Below are 21,024 nucleotides of genomic sequence, written 5' to 3' on the forward strand. Positions count from 1 at the left end.
GCCGAGGATGACGCGAACGCACTGCCCGTACTGCGCGCTGCAGTGCGGGACCAGGCTGGAGGTCTCGCCCCAGGGGCTGACGGTCTCCCCGGACGAGGACTTCCCGGTCAACGCCGGCCGTCTGTGCCTGAAGGGGTGGACGGCCGCGCGGGTGCTCGCAGCGCCCGACCGGCTGACCTCGCCGCTGATGCGGCCCCGGCCGGGGACGGCGCAGCGGCCGGTGTCGTGGGAGACGGCGCTGGACCACGTCGGCGCCGAGCTCCGCAGGATCGTCCGCGCACACGGCCCGGACGCCGTGGCGGTGTTCGGCGGCGGCGGGCTGACCAACGAGAAGGCCTACACGCTCGGCAAGTTCGCGAGGGTGGCGCTGGGCACCTCGCAGATCGACTACAACGGCCGGTTCTGCATGTCCTCGGCCGCGGCGGCCGGATCCGCGGCGTTCGGACTGGACCGGGGCCTGCCGTTCCCGGTGACCGACCTGGCCTCGGCCGACGTGGTCCTGCTGGCCGGGGCGAACGTCGCGGAGACGATGCCGCCGCTGATGCAGCACCTGGCCGGCGCCGACCTGATCGTGGTGGACCCCCGGCGGTCGGCGACGGCGGAGCGCGCGGCCCTGCACCTGAGCCCCGCCCCGGGAACGGACCTGGCGCTGGCGCTGGGCCTGCTGCACGCCGCGGTCGTGGAGGGCCACCTGGACCACGACTACGTCGCGCAGCGCACGAGCGGGTTCGACGAGGCGTGGCGCCGGGCGGCCGAGTGGTGGCCGGAGCGCACCGAGCGGGTGACCGGCGTGCCGGTGGCCGACCAGTTCGCCGCCGTGCGCATGCTCGCCGCGGCGAAGCGCTCGTACGTGCTCACCGGCCGGGGCGCGGAGCAGCACTCCAAGGGCACCGACACCGTCTCGGCCTACATCAACCTGGCGCTGGCGCTGGGCATGCCGGGCCGCGAGGGCTCGGGTTACGGATGCCTGACCGGCCAAGGAAACGGGCAGGGCGGCCGCGAGCACGGGCAGAAGGCCGACCAGCTGCCCGGCTACCGCAGGATCACCGATCCTGCGGCGCGTGCCCACGTGGCCGGGGTGTGGGGCGTCGACCCCGGCGACCTGCCGGGAGCGGGCCCCAGCGGCTACGAGCTCCTGGACTCCCTGGGCCGGCCGGGCGGACCGCGGGCGCTGCTGGTGTTCGGCTCGAACCCGGTGGTCTCGGCGCCCGCGGCCCGGGGGATCGCCGAGCGGCTCGCTGCGCTGGACCTGCTGGTGGTGGCCGACTTCGTGCCGTCGGAGACCGTACGGACGGCCGACGTGGTGCTGCCGGTGACGCAGTGGGCCGAGGAGGACGGGACCATGACCAACCTGGAGGGGCGGGTGCTGCGGCGCCGCCGTGCGATCGACCCGCCGCCGGGCGTACGCAGCGACCTGTGGGTGCTGCGCGAGCTCGCCGTCCGGCTCGGTCAGCCCGGGGAACGCTTCCCCGACGACCCCGGCGACGTCTTCGCCGAGCTGCGGCGCGCGTCGGCGGGCGGGCTCGCGGACTACTCGGGCATCGAACCGGAGTACCTGGGAAGCACGATGGACGCCGTGGACGCGGCGGGCCCCGCCGGGCCGGCGTACTGGCCCTATCCCGCAGGCGGCACGCCGACACCGCGGCTGTTCCTGGAGCGGTTCGCCCACGACGACGGCCGCGCCCGGTTCCGGGCGGTCGGCCACCGCGACGCCGCGGAGCTGCCCGACGGCACCTACCCGCTGCACGCCACCACGGGCCGGGTCCTGGCGCAGTACCAGAGCGGGGCCCAGACCCGGCGCGTCCCCGAGTCCATGGAGGCCGACGGGGAGGCGTTCGTCGAGGTCCACCCCGACACCGCCCGCCGCAACGGGCTGACCGAGGGCCGGCTCGCCCGGGTGGTCTCCCGCCGCGGTGCGACCGTCGCGCGGGTGCGCACCGTGGCCTCGCTGCGCACCGACACGGTGTTCCTGCCGTTCCACTTCCCCGGCGCCGGAAGGGCCAACCTGATCACCAACCCCGCGCTGGACCCGGTGTCGCGGATGCCGGAGTTCAAGGTCTGCGCCGTACGCCTGGAGCCGCTGGGCACCGGAGCCACGACCGGCAGCGGTGAGCTGTGAACCGCATCGTCATCGTCGGCAACGGCCCGGCCGGGCACCGGCTGGCCGAACTGCTGCGCACGCGCGACCCCTCGTGCGCCGTCACCGTCCTGGGCGCGGAAGCCGAACCCGCCTACAACCGGGTGCTGCTGCCCTCCGTGATCGCCGGAAAGCTCTCCCCCGAGCAGACGTACCTCACCGGCCACGACAGCGGCACCGTGACCGTCCGCAGGGGCGTCAGCGTGACCGGCATCGACCGGGAGCGGCGCACGGTGCGGACCGGCGACGGGCGGCTGCACCTCTACGATCAGCTCGTGCTGGCCACCGGCGCGCGCTGTTTCCTGCCGCCCCTGCCCGGCCTGACGGGTGCCGGCGGCGACCCCGCCGAGGGCGTGGTCGCCCTGCGCACCCTGGCCGACTGCCGGCGCCTGGAGGAGCGCCTGGACCGGGCCGGCGGCATCGTCGTCCTGGGCGGCGGCGTGCTCGGCCTGGAGGTCGCCCGCGCCCTGAACGACCGGGGCCACGGCGTCGACGTCGTGCACATGGGACCGCATGTGATGGAACGTCAGCTCGATGCGCCCGCGGGGAAGACCCTGGCAGGCGTCCTCGAACGCCTCGGCATCCGCATCCACACCGGCCGCGCGGCCGCCTCCTGGACCGGAAGCCGGCTCGTCCTCGACGACGGGACCGGGCTGCCCGCCGACCTGGTCGTCGTCTCCGCGGGAGTGGTGCCCAATACCGAGCTGGCCCGGGCCGCCGGGCTCCGGGTCGGCCGCGGCATCGTCGTGGACGACCACATGCGCACCAGCGACCCCCGCATCCACGCCCTCGGCGACTGCGCGGAGCACGCCGGGCAGGTATCCGGTCTCATCGCCCCCGCCTGGGAGCAGGCCGAGACCCTCGCCGAAGCCCTCACCGGGGGAGACCGGCCCTACACCACCACCCGCACCGTCACGCGCCTCAAGGCCCGCGGCGTCGACCTCGCCGTCATCGGCGACGGCAACCACGACCTCCCCGACGCCGAGGTCGTCACCCTGGCCGACCCGGCCCGTGGCCAGTACGCCCGCCTCGCCCTGCAGGACGAGCGCATCGTCGGCGCCATCCTGCTCGGCTTCCCCGCCTCCGTGGCCGCCGTCAGCCGGCTCTACGACGCCGGCGCGCCCACCCCCGTCGACCGCCTCGCCCTGCTGGCCGGACGAGCCGTCGCCGGACGGACGGACGCTCCGGCGGACCTCCCCGGCGAGACCGTCGTCTGCCGCTGCAACAACGTCACCAAGACGGCCCTCGTGACCGGCTGGCGCAGCGGGGCCCGCACGGCGGAGGCTCTGGCCCGCGCCACGCGCGCCTCCACCGGCTGCGGCAGCTGCGCCGGGGCGGTGGACGGCATCTGCCGGTGGCTGAACGCCACGCGCGAGGAGCGGGACGAGGCCGGTGACGCCCGCTCGGGCGATGCCGGTGGCGCATTCGCCCCGGCTGTGAATCCACAGCAGCCGGATCCACAGCCGGAACCGCAGCAGCTCAAGGAGCTCCTCGTCCGTTGACCTGCGACCCCCGGAATACCTGAGAAAACCTTCATCGCGACACTTCCTAGGAGCGGCCGTGTCCAAAGTCCTGGTAATTTCCGGCAGTCCGTCTCCGACCTCCAAGACCGAAATGGTCGGCGATCTGGTGGCGGAGCGGCTCGCCGAATACGAATGGAACGCCGCCCATCTGCGGATCCGTACGCTGCCCGCAGCGCCGCTGCTCCAGGCGGACCGCTCGGACCCGGCGATCGCCGAGGCGGCCGAACAGGTCGCCCGTGCCGATGGGATCGTCCTGGCGACCCCGACCTACAAGGCGAGCTACTCCGGGCTGCTCAAGGTCTTCCTGGACCTGCTCCCGCAGTTCGGCTTCACCCGCAAGGTCGTGCTGCCGCTGGCCACCGGCGGCAGCACGGCACACGTCCTCGTCCTGGACTACGCGTTGCGGCCGGTCGTGCAGTCGCTCGGCGCGCGCCACGTCGTACAGAGCCTCTTCCTGCTGGACAAGCACCTGGACTGCAGCAGCGGCAGGCCCGGCATTCCGCCCGAGAGCACGGAAATGCTCGACGGCGTCATCGAGCAGTTCCGCAAAGCACTGATCGCGGCACCCTGACCGGACGGCGTGAGGGAGTTGAGAAGGAGCAAGATGAACATGGCTTCATCCGAATCTGCGACCAGGTCCATTGCCGTGATCGGGGCCGGCCCGCGCGGCCTCTCGGTCATCGAGAGGATATGCGCCAATGCGCCGGTCGTGAGCCCCGGCGTTCCCGTCACCCTTGAGGTCGTCGAGCCCTTCGCCGCCGGATCCGGCAGAGTCTGGCGGACGGATCAGCCGCACGACCTGCTGATGAACACGGTGGCCTCCCAGATCACGATCTTCACGGACGAGAGCGTCGAGCTGGAGGGTCCGGTGGCCGCGGGGCCGAGCCTCCACGCATGGGCCCGGGCGCTCTCCTCCACCGACCGGGCGGACACCTGCGCGCAGGCCGTGCGGGAGGAAGCCCGGCGGCTGGGTCCCGACTCCTATCCGTCGAGAGCCTTCTACGGCGCCTACTTGGAATGGGCCTACGAGCACATCGTCGCTGCCGCACCGGAACAGGTCACCGTGCACCGGCACAGAGCCAGGGCGGTCCGGCTCACCGACCGCGCCGACGGCCGGCAGGAAGTCGAACTGGACGGCGGAGTCGTCCTGTCCGGGCTCGATGCCGTCGTTCTCGCGCAAGGACACACGGACACCGCTCCGTCGGGCTCCGAGCGCGTGCTCGCGGACCATGCGGAACGCCGTGGCAGCATGTACATCCCGCCGTCCAATCCGGCCGACGCCGACCTGACCGGCCTGTCTCCCGGATCCGTCGTCGCCCTGCGCGGCCTCGGGCTCAACTTCTTCGACTACATGGCCCTCCTGTCCACCGGCCGGGGCGGGACGTTCCGCCCGGGCGACCGGGGGCTCGTCTACGAGCCGTCAGGGGAGGAGCCGCGGCTCGTCGCCGGATCGCGGCGCGGGATTCCCCACCACGCGCGAGGCGAGAACGAGAAGGGCGTGTCCGAGCGCCACTCCCCGCTCTTCCTGACCCCCGGCGTCATCGACCGGTTCAGGGAGCGGGCCGCGGCGGGCCGCCCGGCCGACTTCCGCCGGGACGTATGGCCGCTGGCGAGCAAGGAAGTGGAAGGGACCTACTACGCCGCTCTGATCGCACGGCGGGAGGACCGCGACGTCGCCGCGGAATTCCTCACGCGGTACGTCAAGGTGGTCGGCGCCGCCGAGCCGGAGGAGCCGCTGCTGCTGGAGTTCTCGGTCGGCCGCGAGGACCACTGGGACTGGAACCGTCTCCAGCAACCGTACGAGGGAAGGGATTTCGAGGGAATCGCCGGCTTCAACGCCTGGCTGGTCGATCACCTGCGCGCCGACGCCGCCATGGCGTCGCAGGGCAATGTCACCAACCCGCTCAAGGCGGCCCTGGACGTCCTGCGCGACCTCCGCAACGAGATACGCCTCGTCGTCGACCACGGGGGAATCACGGGCAGTTCCTACCGTGCCGACCTGGACCACTGGTACACGCCCTTGAACGCCTTCCTCTCCATCGGCCCTCCGGTGCGGCGCATCCGGGAGATGACCGCGCTCGTCGAAGCCGGCGTCCTCACCCTCGTGGGCCCCGGAATGACCGTGAGGGCCGACGCGGAGACGGGCGGGTTCGCCGTCACGTCCCGTCTCATCCGGGCATCGGCCCCCGTGCGGGTGGCGGCCCTCATCGAGGCCAGGCTTCCCGGGACGGACCTCCGCACGACCCGGGACCCCCTGATGAGCGACCTCCTGGCGGCCGGCCGGTGCCGCCCGTACGACATCGGCGATCCGTCCGGTCCCGGCTACCGGACGGGTGGCCTGAGCGTCACCGGCCGCCCGTACCGCGTGATCGACGCGGGCGGGCGCCCGCACCCCGCCCGGTTCGCCTACGGGGTCCCCACGGAACACGTCCACTGGGTCACGGCCGCAGGCGTGCGGCCGGGGGTGAACTCCGTGACGCTCGGCGACTCCGACGCCATCGCCCGCGCGGCGCTGACCGCATGCGCCGCCATCGCCGGCGCCGGTACTGCGGTCCCCGGCACCGTACGCGACATCGGCACGGCACAGAGCGATACGGTCGCCACCGGCCCTGCTGCAGTCCTCCGGCACGAAGGGAACCGCCCCGTATGAACACGCCTGCACCCCAGTCGCCGGACCCCACTCCGGACCCGGACGCCGGCCTGCTGTCCACCGTCCGCGCGGGAACGCCCGCCGAGGCGCTGCTCGGTGACGGTGCCTGGCTCCGGGCGATGCTCGACGTGGAGGCGGCCCTGGCCCGGTCCCAGGCCCGCCTCGGCGTGATCCCGCGGAAGTCGGCCGACGCCATCGCCTCGGTCGCGGACAAGGGACGCTTCGACCTCGTCTCCCTGGCGGTCAGGGCACGTGAGGCCGCCAATCCGGTGGTCGCCCTCGTCGGAGACCTCACGCGGGCGGTGGCGGCCGAGGACCCGGCCGCGGCCGAACACGTCCACTTCGGCAGTACGAGCCAGGACGTCCTGGACTCCGCGGCCATGCTGGTCACGGCGCGCGCACTCGACCTGGTCCTGGGGGACCTGACCCGGGTGGGCCGGGCCCTGGCCGCCCTTGCCGCGGCCCACCGCGACACCCCGATGGCCGCCCGCACGCTCACCCAGCACGCCGTGCCGACCACCTTCGGGCTCAAGGCGGCGGGCTGGCTGCACGCCGTCGGGGAGGCCGAGGACCGGCTGCGCTCGTCCCGGGCCCGGCTGCCCGTCCAACTGGGCGGCGCCGCCGGGACCATGGCCGCCTACCAGGAGGTCGCCGCGCTGAACGCTGCCTCCGGGGCCGCTTTTTCGCCGCTGTCGCTCTCGGCGGAGTTCGCCCGGGAGCTGGGCCTGGCCGACCCCGTCCTGCCCTGGCACACGGCACGCATCCCCGTCGCGGGCCTGGGCGGTGACCTGGCCCTGCTGGCGGGTTCCCTGGGCAAGTTCGGCCTCGACGTGCAGAACATGGTGCGCACCGAGGTGGGGGAGGCCGCGGAGCCCTTCGCGGACGGCCGCGGGAGCTCCTCGGCGATGCCGCAGAAGCGTAACCCCGTCCTGTCCGCGCTGCTGGTCTCCGCCGCTCTGCAGATGCCGGGCCACGTGTCCGTCCTGCACCAGTCCATGCTGGCCGAGGACGAGCGTCCGGCCGGCGCCTGGCACGCGGAGTGGCAGCCGCTCCGCGAGGCGCTCCGGCTGGCCGGCGGTGCCGCGCACACCGCGGCCGAGCTCGCGGAGGGCCTGACCGCCGTACCCGGCAGGATGGCGGAGAACCTGACCCTGACCCGGGGGCAGGTGGTCGCCGAGCGCCTGGCCGTCCACCTGGCGGCGGGCATGGGCAAGACGGAGGCGAAGAAGCACATCACCCGGGTCGCGGCCGAGGCGATGGCGGTCGGCGGCTCCTTCGCGGAGGCCGTGGCCGCCGACGCCGTCATCGGCCGGCACCTCCCGCCGGAGGCCCTGGCCGGGCTCCTCGATCCGACGCGGTACGCGGGCGGCGCGGGGGAACTGGTCGACAGGGCGCTCGACCACCACCGGGCGCGCACGGCGGAGTGTGCCTGAGCCGGTCGCTGCGCGCGGCCCGGCCGCCGGCGGCGGGCACGACTGCGCCCGGCGGACGGGGGTGCCGCCGGGCGCAGTCGCGTGGGGGAGGATCAGCGCTGGGCGACGAACGCCTTGCCGGCCTTCTGGCCCGAGGAGCAGGACGCCTTCTCCGCCGACGTCATCTTGCGGGACTTGACGACCACCGCGTTGCTCTGCCCGTCCGTGCCGTTCTTGGCCGGGCCCGTGATGGTGTCGGGGATGTACCAGTAGTAGTGGCCCCACTTGGGGCTGTCGTAGTGGGTCTGCCAGGTGCCCGAGACGGTCTGCATCACCTGCGCGCGGGAGATCCAGCCGACCTCGCCGGGCTTCACCGTCATGTTCAGGGAGCTGTTCTCCTCGTGGGAACTCGACCAGGTGTGGCCGTAGTTCGCCGTGACGCTGACGTCGACGATGCCCGCGATCTTGCCGCCGGCCGTGACGGAGACGCCCACGGAGTCGGTCGAGCCGACCGAGTCGGACCAGCCCATCGACTGCGTGGCGTCCGAGGTGCTGCAGTTGTAGAGCGAGTTGGACACCTGGCGGAATTCGCCGAGGAAGGCCTTGCCGAGCACCGGGTCGTTGAAGCTGCACTTCCCTTCGCCCGACGCACAGTCGGCTATGAGCTCCTTACGGGTGGGCTCGTCGGCGGCGGCCGCCGGCAGGGCCATGGCCGCCATCATTCCCAGCGAGGCCGCCGAAAGGGCCGCCAGTCTGCCGCCGTTGCGCATGACGCGTGAGTTCAACGTGATCCCGTGCCTCTCAACTTGCTTGGTGGAACCGGTGGTTCCGGTGTTGATCTAGAGGCTGGTGCATAGATTGGGTCAACTACACCAAGAGTTGGTAAAGTTGTAGTTGATCTTGAAATGTTCCACTTGATGCACATTTCCATGAGATTTTCATGCAGGCTGTTATGCAACTTGTTGCAAAAGGGGGTCGGGTGTTCTAGAACTGGAGGGGACGACACCGCGAGGAAGGTCCCCGATGAGCCCGTCCAGCCAGGCCACCCCGTATCCGCACCTCCTGCGCCCCCTCGACCTCGGCTTCCTCACGCTGCCCAATCGCGTGATCATGGGGTCCATGCACGTCGGGCTGGAGGAGGCCGAGCGGGGCTTCGAACGGATGGCGGCCTTCTACGCCGCCCGGGCCCGGGGCGGAGCCGGGCTGATCGTCACCGGCGGCATCGCCCCCAACGACCGGGGGCGGCCGTGGGCGGGCGGGGCCAGGCTGGCCACGGCCGCCGAGGCCGAGGAGCACCGGGCCGTGACCGAGGCCGTGCACCGCGAGGGCGGCCGGATCGCCCTGCAGATCCTCCACTTCGGCCGGTACGCCCACCACCCCGACCTGGTGGCGCCCAGCGCCGTGCAGGCGCCCATCAGCCCGTACGTCCCGCACGCCCTCACCGAAGACGAGGTCGAGGCGACCGTCGAGGACTTCGTGCGGACCGCGGAGCTCGCCCGGGACGCCGGCTACGACGGCGTCGAGATCATGGGCTCCGAGGGCTATCTGATCAACGAGTTCATCGCGGCCGGGACCAACCGGCGCACCGACCGCTGGGGCGGCTCGTACGAGAACCGGATCCGCTTCCCCCTGGAGATCGTCCGGCGCACCCGTGAGCGCCTCGGCCCCGCCTTCATCCTGATCTACCGGCTCTCGATGCTCGACCTCGTGCCCGGCGGCTCCTCGCTGGAGGAGGTGATCACCCTCGCCAAGGAGATCGAGGCGGCCGGCGCCACGATCATCAACACCGGCATCGGCTGGCACGAGGCCCGCATCCCGACCATCGCCACGTCCGTGCCGCGCGGCGCGTACGCCTGGGTGACGAAGAAGGTCATGGGGTCCGTCTCCATCCCCCTGGTCACCACCAACCGCATCAACACCCCCGAGATCGCCGAGCAGCTGCTCGCCGACGGTCACGCCGACCTCGTGTCGCTGGCCCGCCCCTTCCTCGCCGACCCGGACTTCGTCGCCAAGGCCCGCGCGAACAGGGCGGACGCGATCAACACCTGCATCGGCTGCAACCAGGCCTGCCTCGACCACACCTTCAGCGGCAAGATCACCTCCTGCCTGGTCAACCCGCGCGCCTGCCACGAGACCGAGCTCGTCCTTGCGCCCACCCGGCGCCGCAAGCGCATCGGCGTCGTCGGCGCGGGACCGGCCGGGCTCGCCTTCGCGGTCTCGGCGGCCGAGCGCGGCCACGCCGTGACGCTCTACGACGCCGCCGCGGAGATCGGCGGCCAGCTCAACGTCGCCAAGCGGGTCCCGGGCAAGGAGGAGTTCGGCGAGACCCTGCGCTACTTCCGCACCCAGCTCGCCCTGCACGGCGTGGACGTCCGCCTGAACACCCCCGTCACCGCCGCCGACCTCACGGCCGGCGCCTACGACGACATCGTCCTGGCCACCGGCGTCACCCCCCGCACCCCGGAGATCCCCGGCACGGACCACCCCAGCGTCGTCGGCTACCTCGACGTCCTGCGCGACGGCGCCGAGGTCGGCGAGCACGTGGCCGTCATCGGCGCGGGCGGCATCGGCTTCGACATCGCCGGGTACCTCACCGACAGCGGCGACGACGCGAGCCTCGACGCCGCGACGTACTTCCGCCACTGGGGCGTCGACACCGGCTACCGCGCACCCGGCGGGCTCGGCGAGGCCCGCCGCCCGAAGCCGCCGCGCACCGTGCACCTGCTCCAGCGCAAGGCCACCAAGGTCGGCGCGGGGCTGGGCAAGACCACCGGCTGGATCCACCGCACCGAACTCAAGCACCGCGGCGTGACCATGGTCGCCGGCGTCACGTACGACCGCATCGACGACGACGGGCTGCACATCACCGTCGACGGCGCGTCCACCGTCCTGCCGGTCGACACGGTGGTGCTCTGCACCGGACAGGAGCCGCGACGCGAGCTGTACGAGGAGCTGCGCGCGGCCGGGCAGTCCGTCCACGTCATCGGCGGCGCGGACGTGGCCGCCGAACTCGACGCCAAGCGGGCCGTCCGCCAGGGCACCGAGCTCGCGGCCGCACTCTGACGGGGAGACCGCAGCAGGGGCCCGCTCCATAGGATGCGGGCATGTCCCTCCCGCACGCGATCCTCACCGCGCTCCTCGAAAAGCCCTCCTCGGGGCTGGAGCTCGCCCGCCGCTTCGACAAGTCGATCGGCTACTTCTGGTCCGCCACGCACCAGCAGATCTACCGGGAGCTGGGAAAGCTCGAACAGGACGGCCTGATCCGCGCGCTGCCCGCCGGCGCCCCCGCCCGCGGGCAGAAGAAGGAGTACGAGGTGCTGCCCGCGGGCCGCGACGCGCTCACCGCCTGGGTCTCCGGGAGCGACGCCCCCCGGCCCGTTCGCGACCCGCTTCTGCTGCGCCTGCGCGCGGCGGCCGTCGTGGGCACGGGCGGCCTGGAGGAGGAGCTCCGGCGCCACCTGGACCTGCACCGGAGCCAGCTCGCGGAGTACCGGGCGATCGAGGAGCGCGACTTCCCGCCGGAGCGCGACGGCGAGGAGGACCGGCTGCGCCATGCGGTGCTGCGCGGCGGCATCGGCCTGGAGACCTTCTGGACCGAGTGGCTCGCCGAGACGCTCACGGCGCTCGGGGAGCGGAATGAGGAGAAGGAGCGGAAACGCAGACAGTGAACTACCCGCTGGTTTCACTTATTTGAGACGGAGCTGGGAGCTTCAAGCCGGAGGGGTGGAGCACCGCCTTCCGCCCGTCGTTGTAGGGTGCGGTGACCGCCCTTGACCTGCATAAAGCAGGCAGGGAGCAGACATTTCAGGAGTTCTCCATGATGCGTACCATGCTCAAGTCCAAGATCCACCGCGCGACGGTCACCGGCGCCGACCTGAACTACATAGGCTCGCTGACGCTCGACCCCGTACTGATGGAGCAGGCCGACCTGCTGCCCGGCGAGCAGGTGCACATCGTCGACGTGAACAACGGCTCGCGGCTCGAGACGTACGTGATCGAGGGCGAGCGGGGCTCGGGCGTCGTCTGCATCAACGGTGCCGCCGCCCGGCTGGTCGCCCCCGGCGACATCGTGATCATCATCGCCTACGCGTCGGTCGGGGACGCCGAGGCCCGCGAGCTCAAGCCGCGCGTGGTCTTCGTCGACGGCGAGAACAAGGCGATCAGCGTCGGCGACGACCCGTCGGTCTGACGCCGGCACCGGAATCCGGCGTTCCATCGACGCCCGGCAGCCGCTCGGGAGATGCCGCCCGTGAGCGGACGCCGGGCGTCCGGCTTTCGATGCGCAAAAGTTCCTTTCTCCCTGCAACCGTACAAGCGTGTGGATCATCTGTACGAGCGAAGGAAAAAACGCGCAGAAAGCCAGAAAGGTCGTCTCACCGTGCACGTCGGACCGGGTCGTCGCTCCGCCCTGTGGGCATCCGCCGCTCTCATGGGTTCCCTGGTGCTCACCGCCTGCTCGGGCGGCTCGGGCGGGGCCGATATGGATGCCGGGCCCGAGCCGAAGATCACCGTCACCCCCGGCGACGGCAAGGACGTCAAGCTGGGCTCGCAGATATCGGTCAAGGCCGACGGCGGGAAGCTGACCGAGGTCGAGGTCAAGGACGCCAAGGGCGAGAAGGTCACCGGGAAGCTCGCCGACGACGGCGCCACCTGGACCGCCGACGGCAAGGTCGGGCCGCAGAACACCTACACCGTGCGCTCCAAGGCGAAGGGCGGCAAGGAGGGCAAGGGCAAGGAGGCCTCCTCGACGGCCACCTTCACCACCGCGGCCGCGCCGAGCGTCAACAAGCTCACCAACACCCCCGGCAACGGCCAGACCGTGGGCACCGGCATGCCCGTGTCGATCCTCTTCGACCACCCGGTGGACAAGAGCAAGCGCGCCGACATCGAGAAGTCCCTCACCGTCACCACGACGCCCAAGGTCGAGGGCGCCTGGGGCTGGGTCAAGGACTGGTCCGGCCAGGACCGCATCGACTGGCGCCCCAAGACCTTCTGGCCCTCCGGGACCAAGGTGAACGTCAAGGGCCTGCTGGCGGGCGTGGACTCCGGCGAGGGCGGCTGGTTCGCGAAGAACTACGCCTGGGACTTCTCCATAGGCGCCGACCACAAGGCCGTCATCGACGTCCCCTCGCACACCCTCACGATGTTCGAGGACGGCAAGGCCGTCGGCACCATCAAGGGCTCCGCCGGCTCCCCCGTGGACCCGACCCGCGGCGGCATCCACACCGTCCGCAGCAAGAACGCCGACGAGACCATGGACTCCGCGACCATCGGCCACGGCAACGAGTGGATGCTCGACTCCAAGTGGGTCACCCACCTGACCGCCTCCGGCACCTTCCTGCACTCGGCTCCCTGGAACCAGTCCATCGGCGTGGAGAACAACAGCCACGGCTGCTTCGGCATGACCACCTCCGACGCGAAGAGGGCCTACGACTTCCTCTCCATCGGCTCCACCGTCGAGGTCAAGAACACCACCAGCACCAAGGTCACCGACCCCGGCAACGGCCTGGAGGTCTGGCAGGAGAGCTGGGAGCAGTGGCAGAAGCGCAGCGCCTTGAAGTGATGCCGGGGGTCCGGTGGGCGGGGGCGCTTTCCGGCCGTCCGTGAGCATGCGGGGCGCGCTCGTGACGAGTGCGCCCCGCACTGCTCTGACCTGGGCGGCGGGGCGCGTGGCGCGTGGACTGAGGCCGCTGTCCTATGCAAGGGGCGGCCAGTGCGCCCGACGGCCCCAATGCACCCATGGAACATATGGTTGTCGTTTTAATGGCTGTGCCAAGAGGGCAGCACTCTGCCAGGCCCGCCCGGGAATGCAGAGGGCGGAGCGGATGCTCCGTGCAGGCCGGGCCCGAACCGCGGAAGGATCGAGATCGGCTCAGCACGGCCCTGAAGGAGGCTGGCCTCGATGCCACAGGACATCGCCCTGGACATTCCTTTCCCCAAGCGGCTGAACCCCTACGTGGAGGTGGCGCGGGCACGGAACGAACACTGGCTGGTCTCCGCCGGTCTGCTCAGCAGCCCGCAGAACGTCGAGCGGTACCGCACCTGGCGCATCGAGCGGCTGGCCGCCGGCTTCCTGCCCGGCGTCGGCGTCAACGACCTGACGTTCGGCCTCGCCGTACAGAGCTTCTTCTTCTTTTTCGACGATCTCTTCGACAGCGGCTTGGGCGAGGACCCCGCCGCCACCTACGAGATCTGCCACGAGATGGCGGCCCTCGCCCGCCAGGAACCCGGCTCGGCCGGCACCACCCCCTCCTTCCCGCTCGCGCGCGTCTGGACGGAGCTGTGGTTCCAGGCCCAGCTGGGCATGTCGGCCGCCTGGCGGGCCCGCGCCGTACGGCACTGGGAGGAGTACTTCCTCACCTACGTCTCCGAGGCCGTCAACCGCAGGAGCGGCACCGTCCTCGGCATGGACCCGTACATGAAGCTGCGCCGCCTCGGCATCGGCAGCGAGGTCGTCGTGGACGTCTCCGAGCGCTGCGGGCACTTCGAGGCGCCCCCCGAGATCCATCAGAGCATGTGCGTCCTGGAGGCCCGGGCCATCACCGCCGAGGTCGTCACCCTCACCAACGACCTCCACTCCCTGGAGAAGGACCTGGCCAACGGCGAGGTCAACAACGCCGTCCTGCTGCTCGGCCTGGAGCACGGGTGCAGCCGCGCGGAGGCGATCGTCCACGTCCAGCGCATGATCCGCCGCCGCACCACCCGCTTCCTGCAGCTGGAGGCCGAGGCCGACCGGCTCTGCGAGGTCTTCGGCCTCACCCCCGGACAGCGCGAGAACACCCGGCTCTTCCTCGACGCCAACCGCGCCTGCATGCGCGGGAACCTCGACTGGAGCAACGACACCGGCCGCTACAGCGAGATCGGCGTCCTGCACGTCAACCGCTCCCCGCGGATAGAGGACGTGGTCGCCCGGACCGCCGAGTGAGGGCGGCGCGCCACGGCCGGGGGCACTCGTCCCTTCGGCCGAGGCGGCTCCGGCCGATCGGCCGAGGCGGCGGGGGAGCCGCGGCTGCTTGCCTGGAAGGATGCTGCACCTGCTCTACCTCGCCGGGATCGCCGCCTTCGCGGCCAGCGGCGTGCTCGCCGCCCACCGCGCCCGCCTCGACCCCTTCGGCGGGCTCGTCCTCGCCTTCGCCGCCGCTGTCTCCGGCGGCACCCTGCGCGACCTGATCCTCGACCGGCACCCGCTGTACTGGACCCACGACCGGGTCCTGCTCACCGTCATCGCCGTCACGGCCGTGGCGACCATGTTCTTCCTGCACCACCGCGAACTGCCGCGCCGCTCCCTGATGACCGTCGACGCCGTCGGCCTCGCCGTCGTCACCGTGATCGGCGCACGGGCCGCGCTCGACGCCGGAGTCACTCCGTTCGCAGCCGTCCTCCTCGCCGTCGTCACCGGCGTGACCGGAGAGGTCGTCCGCGACGTGCTGTGCGGGGAGTTCCCGCCGCTGCTGCTCCGCGAAGAGGTCTACGCCACCGCGGCGCTGCTCGGCGCGGTCTGCTACCTGCTCCTGGACCGCCTCGGCACCGGGCCCACGACCGCGGCCGTCGTGGCCGCCTCGACGGTGTTCGCGGCGCGCATCGGGGCGCTGCACTTCGGCCTGCACCTGCCCCGGCTCGCGGGGCGTCCGCGGGCGGACGACTCGTAGGACCCGGAGGACTCGTAGGCCTCGCAGCGCTCAGCGGGCGCCGGCCGGACCCGGCCCCTCCAGGAGCTCCAACTCCAGCAGCCACTCCACGACCTCGGTGCGGTGCCGCGCCTCGCGCGGATCCGCACCCCACACGTACAGACCGTGCCCGGCCACGACCACCGCGGGCATCCCCGGCTCGCGCGCGGCCTCCAGGCGGTCGCCCAGCACGCGCATGTCCTGGCTGTTGCCGATCACCGGCAGGACGGCCTCCCGGCCGTGGGCCGGCAGCCCGATCCCCTTCAGCATCTCCAGGTCCTTCAGCACGATGCCCCCCGGACGGCGGCGGCTCATCGCCACCGACGCCACCGTGTGGACGTGCACGACCGCGCCCGCGCCCGTCAGCCGGACCACCCGCGCGTGCAGTGCCGCCTCCGCCGACGGCCTGCCGCCCCGCACGGCCGCGCCCTCGCCGTCGACCAGCACCACGTCGGCGGCCGTCAGCTCGCCCTTGTCGAGACCGCTCGCCGTGACCGCCAGGCGCAGCGGCCCGCGGCCGGTGACCACCGACAGGTTCCCCGAAGTGCCGCGCATCCAGCCGAACGACGCGAAGCGGGCGGCTTCCGCGGCCAGCACCGCGCCCGCCTCCTCCAGGTCGAGGACGTCCTCGCCGGCGCCGGTCACGGTCCGTTCCCCGCCCGGCCGTTCCCCGCCCGCGCGACCTCGATGCCGGCGAACGACCCCGCCTCCGGATGCCCGCCCGTGCCCTGCGTGTAATACGGCTCGCCCGGGCGCCGCACGCCGGCCGTGAGCCAGCCCGCCGTCCGCGCCGCATCCAGCTCCGCGGGCCGGTCGGAGAGGAACAGGGTCCTCTCCGGCGGCGCGCCGATGGCCTCGGAGATGGCCCGGTACGAGCCCGGCGACTGCTTCGGCCCGGCGTTCTCCGTGTCGTACAACCCGTCCACCAGCGGCAGCAGATCGCCCTGCGCGCTGTGCCCGAACCACGCGCGCTGCGCCGCCACCGACCCGGACGAGTACACGTGCAGCCGCACCCCGCCCGCACGCCACCGCCGCAGCGCGGGCACCACGTCCTCGTAGAAGTGCGAGACCAGCTCGCCGCGGGCGAACCCCTCCGACCACACGATGCCCTGCAGGGTCTTCAGCGGCGTGGCCTTGCGGTCCTCGTCCAGCCAGGCGTTGAGGGCCTGCACGATGCGCGGGGCGCCCGCATCCGGCTCCCCCAGGAGCGTGCGGACCTGCTCGGCGGCGCGCCGGACCGCGGGCTCGGCGGCCCGCTCGGTGAGCAGGGAGCCGAACCGGCTGCGCGAGTACGGGTAGAGCACGTCCACGACGAAGCCGGTCGCGCTCGTCGTGCCCTCGATGTCCAGGACCACGCAGTCCGCCGCGAACCGCAGGCTCATGCCGCCCGCCCGGCGCGCAGTTCGTCGAAGGAGGGGAAGCGGGAGGCGATGCCGCTGCCGGTGAAGGAGGCGGCCCAGCCGTCCGGCCCGTGGAAGAAACGGATCGCCGTGAAGGACGGGACCGTCCCCATGTCGAACCAGTGCCGGGTGCCGCGCGGCACGCCCAGCAGGTCGCCCCGCTCGCAGCGCACCGCGTGCACCAGGCCGTCCACATGCAGGTAGAACACCCCGGCCCCGGCCACGAAGAAGCGGACCTCGTCGTCCTCGTGCGTGTGCTCGGCCAGGAACCTCTCCCGCGCGGCCGCGGCCTTCGCCGCCCAGCCGGGGGAGCCGTCGGGGTGCAGCGCGGCCACGTCCACGGTGGCGAAGCCCTCCTCGGCCGTGAGCCGGCCGACCTCGGGGGCGTACGCGGCGAGCACGGATCCGGCGGGCGCACCGGCCGGCACGCCGCTGCGCACGGGCCACCGCTCGAAGCGCACGCCCGCCGGGGCCAGCACCGCTGCGATCCCGGCGGCGTCGTCCGTGCGCCGGAGGAGGGTGTCCGGGCCGGCATCCGGCCAGGTGGTCAGCAGCGTCATCGGAACTCCAGGGTCCAATCGGCCGGGAGGAAGCGCCCGTTCGGATCGTAGCCCGGCGCGGCGGGGCGCCCAAGGTGGCACGCCCCGCCCGCCCGCCTCACCTGCGCAGCACCTTGCGCGCCAGCAGGTTGCCCAGCAGCTGGGCCAGCTGCACCAGGACGACGAGGACCGCGACCGCCACCACCATCACCGAGGTGTCGAAGCGCAGATAGCCGTACGTCATGGCGAGGTTGCCCACTCCGCCGCCGCCCACCGTCCCCGCCACGGCGGAGAAGTCGATGAGGGCGACGAGCATGAAGGTGAAGCCCAGGATCAGCGGCCCCAGCGCCTCCGGCACGAGCACCGTGAGCACGATCCGCAAGGGGCTCGCGCCCATGGCCCGCGCAGCCTCGACGACCCCGGGCTCGACGGAGAGCAGATTGCTCTCGACGATCCGGGCGACCCCGAACGTGGCCACCACCACCATGGGGAAGACCGCCGCGTCCGTGCCGATCATCGTGCCCACGACGCTGCGTGTGACGGGGGAGAGGGCCACGATGGCGATGATGAACGGCACCGGCCGCACCACGTTGATCAGGGCGTTGAGGACGGCGAAGACGACGCGGTTCTGCAGGACGCCGCCCTTGCGCGTCGCGTACAGGGCCAGCCCGACGACCATGCCGAGCACCGCCGACAGCGCCAGGGTGACGAGCACCATGTAGACCGTCTCGCCGGTGGCGTCGACGACCTTGACCCAGAAGGTGTTCCAGTCGGCTTTCACCGGGCACCCGCCTTCTCCAGGCCGCCGAGGCGTGCCACGACGGCGTCGATGTCGGCCTCCGCGCCGCGCAGTTCGAGGGTCACGCTGCCGAGCGGCCGGTTCTGCACCTCGCCGACCCCGGCGTGTGCGACGGTGAAGTCGACCGCGTGCTCGCGCAGCAGCCGGGACAGCTCGTGGCCGCCGGCCGCGTCCCCGGTGACGGGGACGGTGACCAGCCGCCCGCCGTGACGGGCGCGCAGCCGTTCCAGCGCGGGCCCGTCGGGGCGGTCGTGCAGGGCGGAGCGGACGAACGCCTCGGTGGTGGGGTGCTGCGGCCGGGAGAAGACCTCGTAGACGCCGCCGCTCTCGACGACCTTGCCGTCGGCCATGACGGCCACCCGGTCGCACAAGGAGCGGACCACGTCCATCTCGTGGGTGATCAGCACGATGGTGATGCCCAGCTCGCGGTTGACCCGCTCCAGGAGGGCCAGCACCTCGTGGGTGGTCTGCGGGTCCAGCGCGGAGGTGGCCTCGTCGCACAGCAGTACGCCGGGCGAGGTGGCCAGGGCCCGGGCGATGCCGACGCGCTGGCGCTGGCCCCCGGACAGCTGCTCGGGGTAGCGGCGGGCGTGCCCGTCGAGCCCGACGAAGCGCAGGACCTCCGCGGCCCGTTCGCGCGCTTCGGCGCGCGAGGCCCCGGCGACCTTGAGCGGATAGGCCACGTTGCCCAGGACGGTGCGCGAGCGGAAGAGATTGAACTGCTGGAAGACCATGCCGATGGACTGGCGCACCTGCCGCCGCCCCCGCTCGCCGAGGGCCCCGAGGTCCGCTCCGCCGACCAGGACGCTGCCGGAGGTGGGCTCCTCCAGGTGGTTGATCAGCCGGAGCAGCGTGCTCTTGCCCGCGCCGCTGTGGCCGACGATGCCGTAGACGCTGCCGCGCGGCACGTGCAGGGACACGTGGTCCACGGCGCGCAACCCGCCGCCTTCGCCCTTGCCCTGCGGGAACGTCTTGGTGACGTCGCGTAGCTCGATCACCGCGGTCAGCCCCGCCCCTGCCCGGTGAGCCGGCCGAGCTCCCCGACCAGCTCGGCCTCCGGGATGTCCAGGGTGTAGCGGGCGCCGTTCGCCGACTTCTTCACGGCCTCCTGCACCTTGGGGGAGCGGTAGATCTTGACGACCTTCCGCAGCTTCTCCTCGTCCTTGTCCTTCGCGCGGGCCGCGATGACGTTGACGTACGGGCGGGCCGCCGCGCTCCCGGGTTCGTCGTGGAAGATCGCCTGGCTGACCTTGTACCCGGCCTGCTCGGCCACGCCGGCGTTGATGACGGAGGCCGCGGTGTCCTTGAGGCTGCGCGGGGTCTGCTGGGCGTCGACCGGGGTGATCTTCAGATGGCGCGGGTTGGCGGTGATGTCCTCGGGCGTGCCGTAGATTCCGGCCTTGTCCTTGACCTCGATCAGCTTCGCCTGCTCCAGGACCAGCAGGGCCCGGCCCTGGTTGGACGGGTCGTTGGGGATGGCGATGCGCGCGCCGTCGGGTATCTCCTCCGTCTTCTTGTGCTTGAGCGAGTACAGGCCCATGGGCGCCACGGAGGTGGAGGTGACCGGCACGATGTCCGTGTGGTTCTGCGCGTTGAACTGACTGAGGAACGCCAGGTGCTGGAAGGCGTTGAGCTCGATGTCGCCGTCGGCGAGCGCCTTGTTGGGCAGCTGGTAGTCGTCGAAGGGGACGATCTTGACGTCGATTCCCTCCTTCTTCGCCTCCTCGGCGAGGACGTCCCACTCCGGATCGGCCCCGCTGACCCCGATCCGCACCTGGTCGGCGCCGGCTGCGTCGGACAGATCGCAGGCGGCCAGGGCGAGGGAGAGCGCGGCGGCCAGGGCGGCCGCCGCGGCACGGCGGAGGGTAGGGGTGTTCTTCATCGGAGGCTCGTTCCAGGAGTTACGGGGACGATCCCTGCCATGGGGCGGGACTTTCCCGGTGATCGTAAGATCGGAACCGAGCGTTTCCTTCGAAATAAAGGCAGGATTCACGTCCCTGCAATGGAACGAAAAGAAGCCGAGACGGAGGGACTCACCCCGGCAATGTGCCGCCCTCGCCGTCGGTGAATCCGTCCCCGTCCCCGGCCGGGCCGTCCCCGCCGCCGGGGAAGAAGTCCACCAGCAGCATGTCCCGCACCCCGGACGACGCGCCCGGCGCGGGCCGGACGGGGGAGACGCCGTGCAGCAGGCGGCGGTCGTCGAGGACGATCGTCTCCAGGGGGGCCGTGAGCAGGGCCCGGTGCACCGGGCGGCTGCGCAGGTCGTACAGAGCGGACTCCGCGCCGCTGACGCCCTCGCGCCGGATCAGCACCTGGGCCACGTAGCAGTGCCCGTCCTGGTGGACGCCTTCCGGGGCCGGGTGACCCTCGGTGCGGGTCGTGGCCGTGACGCGTATCTGATGGACCCCGCAGGTGTCCATGCCGGCGCGCGGGCCGGGCAGATGGCGCCGGAGGGTGTGGACGACGGTCCGCAGCACCTCGCCGCCGGCGACGGCACCGGTGAGCGGGGCGAACAGGCGAGGCACTCCGCCGTGGACCTTGTTGACGGACTTGTCCTGGAAGAACGCGGTGTGCGGCAGCCGCTCCAGCCGGTCGGGGCGGATCCGGAAGAGCCCGTAGCGGCGGAAGCGGTACGGGGTGCCGGTGCCGAGGTGGGTGTCGGCCGGCAGGTCGTCCCACGATCCGGTGAACTCCTCGACGGCGCCTGCCGGAACCCCGCCGAGGGCGGCCCCGAGCAGCTCCGGGCCGAAGTGCACGAAGGGCGGGCCGGCCTGGGCCCCCGGAGTGCCGGGCGGCGTGCGGGTCAGGTGGGGGGCCGGTGCGCCCGGCGGGCTGGAGGTCATGGTGGTTCCTGCCTTCGTACGGGGATGCGCTTCGCTTCGACAGTAGGCCGATTG

19 protein-coding genes are annotated in these 21,024 nt (G+C 72.3%); 11 read left to right on the top strand and 8 right to left on the bottom strand.

The features are described 5' to 3' along the window. Positions 1 to 7 precede the first annotated feature (7 nt). Genes IE241_RS03515 through pcaB form a run of 5 tightly spaced genes read left to right on the top strand, consistent with a single transcriptional unit; the run spans position 8 to position 7,743 of the window. Positions 8 to 2,119 carry a molybdopterin oxidoreductase family protein gene (locus IE241_RS03515; protein WP_190020056.1) on the top strand — a complete coding sequence of 704 codons (2,112 nt, stop codon included), beginning with the start codon at positions 8 to 10 and terminating at the stop codon, positions 2,117 to 2,119. After that, the gene (locus IE241_RS03520) at positions 2,116 to 3,639 is read left to right on the top strand and encodes an FAD-dependent oxidoreductase (RefSeq protein ID WP_190020057.1); all 1,524 of its coding nucleotides are present in this window, start codon (positions 2,116 to 2,118) and stop codon (positions 3,637 to 3,639) included. Before IE241_RS03515 ends, IE241_RS03520 begins: the two co-directional genes overlap by 4 nt. Before the next feature lie 58 nt (positions 3,640 to 3,697). Continuing rightward, complete coding sequence (ssuE, locus tag IE241_RS03525; RefSeq protein WP_190020058.1) at positions 3,698 to 4,231, top strand: NADPH-dependent FMN reductase; 534 nt, start codon at positions 3,698 to 3,700, stop codon at positions 4,229 to 4,231. Positions 4,232 to 4,270: 39 nt separating this feature from the next. Further along, on the top strand, positions 4,271 to 6,310 hold the full coding sequence (locus tag IE241_RS03530; RefSeq protein WP_229898715.1) for an FAD/NAD(P)-binding protein: 2,040 nt from the start codon (positions 4,271 to 4,273) through the stop codon (positions 6,308 to 6,310). After that, positions 6,307 to 7,743, top strand: coding sequence for a 3-carboxy-cis,cis-muconate cycloisomerase (pcaB, locus tag IE241_RS03535; protein WP_190020060.1), 1,437 nt, complete (start codon positions 6,307 to 6,309; stop codon positions 7,741 to 7,743). The genes IE241_RS03530 and pcaB overlap by 4 nt, the downstream gene beginning before the upstream one ends. Positions 7,744 to 7,835: 92 nt before the next feature. Here pcaB and IE241_RS03540 read toward each other — a convergent pair whose 3' ends face one another. Then, positions 7,836 to 8,507 carry a hypothetical protein gene (locus tag IE241_RS03540; protein ID WP_229898716.1) on the bottom strand — a complete coding sequence of 224 codons (672 nt, stop codon included), beginning with the start codon at positions 8,505 to 8,507 and terminating at the stop codon, positions 7,836 to 7,838. Positions 8,508 to 8,745: 238 nt separating this feature from the next. Here IE241_RS03540 and IE241_RS03545 point away from each other — a divergent pair, with 238 nt between their 5' ends. The 6 genes from IE241_RS03545 (at position 8,746) to IE241_RS03570 (ending at position 15,371) form a co-directional block, all read left to right on the top strand. Beyond that, on the top strand, positions 8,746 to 10,785 hold the full coding sequence (locus IE241_RS03545; protein WP_190020061.1) for an NADPH-dependent 2,4-dienoyl-CoA reductase: 2,040 nt from the start codon (positions 8,746 to 8,748) through the stop codon (positions 10,783 to 10,785). Between the two features lie 41 nt (positions 10,786 to 10,826). After that, positions 10,827 to 11,390 carry a PadR family transcriptional regulator gene (locus IE241_RS03550; RefSeq protein WP_190020062.1) on the top strand — a complete coding sequence of 188 codons (564 nt, stop codon included), beginning with the start codon at positions 10,827 to 10,829 and terminating at the stop codon, positions 11,388 to 11,390. Between the two features lie 149 nt (positions 11,391 to 11,539). Next, entirely contained in the window at positions 11,540 to 11,911 is a 372-nt protein-coding gene (panD, locus tag IE241_RS03555; RefSeq protein WP_190020063.1) for an aspartate 1-decarboxylase, read from the top strand. 240 nt (positions 11,912 to 12,151) lie between these two features. Beyond that, positions 12,152 to 13,285: a L,D-transpeptidase family protein gene (locus tag IE241_RS03560; RefSeq protein WP_190020064.1), complete on the top strand. Its 1,134-nt coding sequence runs from the start codon at positions 12,152 to 12,154 to the stop codon at positions 13,283 to 13,285. Positions 13,286 to 13,624: 339 nt separating this feature from the next. Continuing rightward, complete coding sequence (locus tag IE241_RS03565) at positions 13,625 to 14,647, top strand: terpene synthase family protein (RefSeq protein WP_190020065.1); 1,023 nt, start codon at positions 13,625 to 13,627, stop codon at positions 14,645 to 14,647. An 88-nt stretch (positions 14,648 to 14,735) separates the two neighbouring features. Continuing rightward, positions 14,736 to 15,371 carry a trimeric intracellular cation channel family protein gene (locus tag IE241_RS03570; protein ID WP_308433618.1) on the top strand — a complete coding sequence of 212 codons (636 nt, stop codon included), beginning with the start codon at positions 14,736 to 14,738 and terminating at the stop codon, positions 15,369 to 15,371. Positions 15,372 to 15,401: 30 nt separating this feature from the next. On the opposite strand, the gene mtnB is transcribed toward IE241_RS03570, so the two are convergent. The 7 genes from mtnB to IE241_RS03605 form a co-directional block, all read right to left on the bottom strand. After that, the gene (mtnB, locus tag IE241_RS03575) at positions 15,402 to 16,034 is read right to left on the bottom strand and encodes a methylthioribulose 1-phosphate dehydratase (RefSeq protein WP_190020066.1); all 633 of its coding nucleotides are present in this window, start codon (positions 16,032 to 16,034) and stop codon (positions 15,402 to 15,404) included. Further along, complete coding sequence (gene mtnC / locus IE241_RS03580) at positions 16,031 to 16,771, bottom strand: acireductone synthase (RefSeq protein ID WP_190020067.1); 741 nt, start codon at positions 16,769 to 16,771, stop codon at positions 16,031 to 16,033. Before mtnC ends, mtnB begins: the two co-directional genes overlap by 4 nt. Continuing rightward, positions 16,768 to 17,349 (bottom strand): 1,2-dihydroxy-3-keto-5-methylthiopentene dioxygenase, encoded by a 582-nt coding sequence (locus IE241_RS03585; RefSeq protein ID WP_190020068.1) that lies wholly within the window; start codon positions 17,347 to 17,349, stop codon positions 16,768 to 16,770. Before IE241_RS03585 ends, mtnC begins: the two co-directional genes overlap by 4 nt. Positions 17,350 to 17,446: 97 nt before the next feature. Continuing rightward, positions 17,447 to 18,109: a methionine ABC transporter permease gene (locus IE241_RS03590; protein WP_190020069.1), complete on the bottom strand. Its 663-nt coding sequence runs from the start codon at positions 18,107 to 18,109 to the stop codon at positions 17,447 to 17,449. Next, complete coding sequence (locus tag IE241_RS03595; protein ID WP_229898717.1) at positions 18,106 to 19,125, bottom strand: methionine ABC transporter ATP-binding protein; 1,020 nt, start codon at positions 19,123 to 19,125, stop codon at positions 18,106 to 18,108. The genes IE241_RS03590 and IE241_RS03595 overlap by 4 nt, the downstream gene beginning before the upstream one ends. Positions 19,126 to 19,130: 5 nt before the next feature. After that, complete coding sequence (locus IE241_RS03600; RefSeq protein WP_190020070.1) at positions 19,131 to 20,009, bottom strand: MetQ/NlpA family ABC transporter substrate-binding protein; 879 nt, start codon at positions 20,007 to 20,009, stop codon at positions 19,131 to 19,133. Between the two features lie 151 nt (positions 20,010 to 20,160). After that, positions 20,161 to 20,970: a 2OG-Fe dioxygenase family protein gene (locus tag IE241_RS03605; RefSeq protein ID WP_190020071.1), complete on the bottom strand. Its 810-nt coding sequence runs from the start codon at positions 20,968 to 20,970 to the stop codon at positions 20,161 to 20,163. Positions 20,971 to 21,024 lie beyond the last annotated feature (54 nt).

Source organism: Streptomyces hiroshimensis (assembly GCF_014650335.1).
Taxonomy (GTDB): Bacteria; Actinomycetota; Actinomycetes; order Streptomycetales; family Streptomycetaceae; genus Streptomyces; species Streptomyces hiroshimensis.

Excerpts from the sequence above, each read along its gene's own strand:
- IE241_RS03515 (WP_190020056.1), top strand. The coding sequence starts at position 8 with ATGACGCGAACGCACTGCCCGTACTGCGCGCTGCAGTGCGGGACCAGG.
- IE241_RS03530 (WP_229898715.1), top strand. The coding sequence starts at position 4,271 with ATGGCTTCATCCGAATCTGCGACCAGGTCCATTGCCGTGATCGGGGCC.
- pcaB (WP_190020060.1), top strand. The coding sequence starts at position 6,307 with ATGAACACGCCTGCACCCCAGTCGCCGGACCCCACTCCGGACCCGGAC.
- IE241_RS03545 (WP_190020061.1), top strand. The coding sequence starts at position 8,746 with ATGAGCCCGTCCAGCCAGGCCACCCCGTATCCGCACCTCCTGCGCCCC.
- IE241_RS03550 (WP_190020062.1), top strand. The coding sequence starts at position 10,827 with ATGTCCCTCCCGCACGCGATCCTCACCGCGCTCCTCGAAAAGCCCTCC.
- panD (WP_190020063.1), top strand. The coding sequence starts at position 11,540 with ATGATGCGTACCATGCTCAAGTCCAAGATCCACCGCGCGACGGTCACC.
- IE241_RS03560 (WP_190020064.1), top strand. The coding sequence starts at position 12,152 with ATGGGTTCCCTGGTGCTCACCGCCTGCTCGGGCGGCTCGGGCGGGGCC.
- IE241_RS03565 (WP_190020065.1), top strand. The coding sequence starts at position 13,625 with ATGCCACAGGACATCGCCCTGGACATTCCTTTCCCCAAGCGGCTGAAC.
- mtnC (WP_190020067.1), bottom strand. The coding sequence starts at position 16,771 with ATGAGCCTGCGGTTCGCGGCGGACTGCGTGGTCCTGGACATCGAGGGC.
- IE241_RS03585 (WP_190020068.1), bottom strand. The coding sequence starts at position 17,349 with ATGACGCTGCTGACCACCTGGCCGGATGCCGGCCCGGACACCCTCCTC.
- IE241_RS03600 (WP_190020070.1), bottom strand. The coding sequence starts at position 20,009 with ATGAAGAACACCCCTACCCTCCGCCGTGCCGCGGCGGCCGCCCTGGCC.
- IE241_RS03605 (WP_190020071.1), bottom strand. The coding sequence starts at position 20,970 with ATGACCTCCAGCCCGCCGGGCGCACCGGCCCCCCACCTGACCCGCACG.